Source organism: Paraglaciecola sp., from assembly GCF_051252315.1.
Taxonomy (GTDB): domain Bacteria; phylum Pseudomonadota; class Gammaproteobacteria; order Enterobacterales; family Alteromonadaceae; genus Paraglaciecola.
Genome location: NZ_JBPOFP010000242.1, coordinates 1 through 2,343, shown reverse-complemented (window position 1 = coordinate 2,343; position 2,343 = coordinate 1). Strand labels below are relative to the sequence as shown.

The window sequence follows — 2,343 nt, the reverse complement described above, 5'->3', positions numbered from 1 at the left end:
GTACTAAAGCCTCATCTCCATTTTCCTGCCAACGATTTAATACGAACTCGTGTTGATTAGAAAGACCACCCGGATAATTTGAATCGTAGAAAACACCAGTTCCTCTTTGTTTCTTAAACTGGAAAAAAACTTCCAAACTCAGGGTTTTATAATTAAAAACATTGTTCAATCCACCATGAAACTTTGGAGCCGTGTCCTCGATCCATTGACGGTCTTCTGAGAGCGTACTGGGGTCTATAACGCCATCTTTATTATAATCTTCAAACTGATAGACACCAGTTACCGAGTCTACACCAACCATATGATACAGCTTTTCAATGTTCAAAGGCTGTCCTACAACATATTGGTTTGCAAAAGTAGAGTGTTCCAACCCATCAAATTTTACCAGTTTATTTTTGGGTATCGAAATATTAAAAGTCGTAGTCCATTTAAAATGGGAATTTTTAATATTCACAGACCGAAAGTCTATTTCAAAACCTGTGTTTTCTACCGTAGCATCAAAGTTGGCATTTACAGAATTAAAACCAGTGGTTCCAGGTAAAGAAATCCCCAACAATTGATTTGAGGAGCGGTTACTATACCATGCAGCTGTGAGTAGTACACGATCGTCTAAAAAACCCAATTCCAGACCTGCTTCAAACTTTTTATTTTCTTCCCATCCAAAGTTTGGATTAAATAACTTGTTTGGTAGGAGTATCGATCCGTCATAGCTTCCATCATCCGAAGTCTCATAGGTATTATAAAAGCCATAATCCCCTATATTATCACTACCTGTAACTCCATAGCTAGCACGAAGCTTTCCATAACTTAAAAACCAATGATTTTCTAAAAAGTTTTCTTCTGAAAAAATCCAGGCCGTCCCAACGGCTCCAAAATCACCAAATTGCCTGTCTGGTCCAAACCGGCTGGAGCCATCTCGCCGCCCTGTGAGATTCATAATATATTTCCCTGCCCATTTAAAGTTTAGTCTCCCAAATAGGGCATGGTAGTTATATTTAGATTCTTGATCTAACCCATCTGTGATTTTATTGGCTGCGAAAACATCAAGGATTTGACTGTTATTTTGGAACCCTTCACCAGAAATACTAACCTGGTTTGTTAAACGTTGCTGGAATGTGGTTCCAACCAGGAAATTAAGGTTTGCTTTGCCCCAGTCCTTTTCCCACTTAATCTGTGGTTCCACATTCCAGGATTGGCGTGAAGCTCGATTAGTAACAATAGAGGATCCAGTAGCACTTGTTAATCCATAAGCCGGATTAAACCCAGTATGTAGGGATGCTTTATGCTCCTCCCTATTGTAATCTGTATAGCCTAAATTGGTTCTAAACTCTAGAGTTGGTATTGGGCGATAAGAAATCACCGAACTAAATAGAAGACTTTTATTCTTTGCCCGATACTCCCCTTCCAACATACCCAATGGGTTATCTACTAAGGTTGGGGTCCACCCATCCCAATTCAACTTACCATAGTCATCGTAAAGCGCCGGAGCATTTGGCGCCAAGTTATAGGCTTCTCCAGTAAGATCACCTAACGGGAGGCGGTTGTCGTCAAAAGCATAGTTCGTTAAGACATGTATCTGAAAACGTTTGTCTAGTGATTGATGTTTGATATTGCTTAATACAGAAGCTTTCCCATATTTTGAATTTCCAGGAAATACTGTAGTCTCACTTTGATAGCTACCACTAAACAAAAACTGGATCTGTTCATTACCTCCTGAAAAAGAAAGCTGTCCCGTGTTTCGGTTAGCTATACCTCCTATAAGCACCTCTTGCCAATCTGTATAACGGTTTTGATCCCATTCAAACAAGTCTGGCATGACACCTTGTATAGAAGAAGGTGTCGTTTCAAGTGTGAAGCCGTCATTGGTAAGTCCTTCCTGTCTCATTTCTAAATATTGTTCTGTATTTAACAAATTCAAAAAGCGCGGCACGCTTGCCAGCCCTGTAGTGACATTAACTTTAATTTGGGTTTTCCCTGCTTTGCCTCTTTTGGTCGTGATTAAGACCACACCATTGGCACCACGAGAACCATAAATAGCTGTGGCATCTGCATCCTTCAGTACCTCGATACTTTCTATATCAAAAGGGTTAATCAAACTCAACGGACTTTCTTGTGGTAGTATAGGATTAACAAGAGGAAATGACAGCGACTCGGAACTATAAGGAACACCATCTACAATATACAGCGGCTCAGTGCCTGCATTTATAAAGTTTTTACCGCGTATCTCTATCTTAAAACCGCTACCGGGAAGTCCCGTATTTTGAACAATATTGACTCCCGGAATATAGCCATTCATAGCTGCTAATGGATTGGATACGGGTTGTTTTTCTATGATTTTAGCAT

The 2,343-nt window shown here is 39.9% G+C and carries 1 protein-coding gene; it reads right to left on the bottom strand.

Annotated elements, in window-relative coordinates; genetic code table 11:
• A partial coding sequence (locus ACSHXM_RS21645) for a SusC/RagA family TonB-linked outer membrane protein (protein ID WP_435692480.1) occupies positions 1 to 2,343 on the bottom strand: 2,343 nt, incomplete at both ends.